Source organism: Nocardia sp. NPDC004718 (assembly GCF_053601535.1).
The window spans coordinates 1-1212 of the sequence record NZ_JBSGCA010000173.1; the positions used below are offsets into that span (position 1 = coordinate 1).

Below are 1212 nucleotides of genomic sequence, written 5' to 3' on the forward strand. Positions count from 1 at the left end.
GTAGACCTCGACGCCGGTGCGGGCGGTGAACCGTGCGTGGTCGGACAATTCCTTGCCCCGGTCCCAGGTCAGCGATCGACGCAGCGGCGGCGGCAGCGGGCGCAGCGTTCGGGTGAGCGCGTCGGTCATGGTCACCGCGCCGTAGCCAGCGAGAGCGGGTCCGTTCTTGGTGCGTGCGATGACACCGTATCCGTCCTCGCGAGGCAGGTGGATCAGCATCGTGAACCGGGTCGTCCGCTCGACCAGGGTGCCGATCGCCGAACGCTGCAACCCGATGATCAGATCGCCTTCCCAATGCCCCGCGACCACCCGCTCGCCGATCTCCGCGGGCCGGTTACCGATGAGCGTCTCGGCGGTCACATGTGCCCACGCTTTCTGCTTGGCGCGTGCGCGCGGGACCCGCAACGCCCGGCCTCGGCGCAGGCAGCCGACGAGTTCGCGTTCGAGCCCGCCCCGGGAATCGACATACAGTGCCTGGTAGATCGCCTCATGACTGAGTCGCATTGACTCGTCGTCGGGGAATTCGAGTTTCAGCCGGTTCGAGATCTGCTGCGGGCTCCACGCGTTCACCCACGCCCGATCACCGCGATGCGGCTTGTTGCGCCCTTTCCACTCCGGACCGACCGGGCCGGCCACGGCACGTCCATCGGCAGTTCGCACGACCCCGGAGAGCTTGTCTTGCACGTATGCGCGCAGCCGGTCGTTGGCGACCAGTTTGGCGATCTTGGGGCGCCTGGCCCGACGTTCGGCATGCCATTGCGCCGTCGAGGCCTTGTAGTCCAGCCAGTACGAACGGGTCGAGGCGTTGCGACGCAACTCCCGCGAGATCGTCGACGGACTCCGACCGAGCCGACGAGCGATCTCCCGCACTCCCTCGCCCCGAGCCCGCCGCAACGCGATGTCCTCCCGCTCGCCCGAAGATAAATACCGGCCCGAAACAGACTGAGGCAAACGCGGGTTCACGCCGCGGGCATGCCGGAACCATCGGAACCCGACCGGCGAGGACACCCCCGCTTCCACCGCCGCGTCCGCGGTCATCACCCCGCGCGCGATCGCCGCCCAGAACCGCACCCGATCCTCACGCCAGGCCACCGTCGGCCGACCCGGCGACGGAATCTGGCCCCGGTACTCACGAACCCACTTCTGCTGCGGACCAATTCCCACCTCCACACCTCCACGATCGAGGTGTTGCAACGATCAGTTGAATCCGGC

General features: G+C 67.8%; 1 protein-coding gene. It reads right to left on the reverse strand.

Features of this window, described 5'->3' with window-relative positions; genetic code table 11:
• The coding region (locus tag ACWEH3_RS36190) for an IS30 family transposase (protein ID WP_450027015.1) at nucleotides 1-1158 on the reverse strand (1158 nt) is incomplete at its 3' end.
• Nucleotides 1159-1212: the final 54 nt, after the last annotated feature.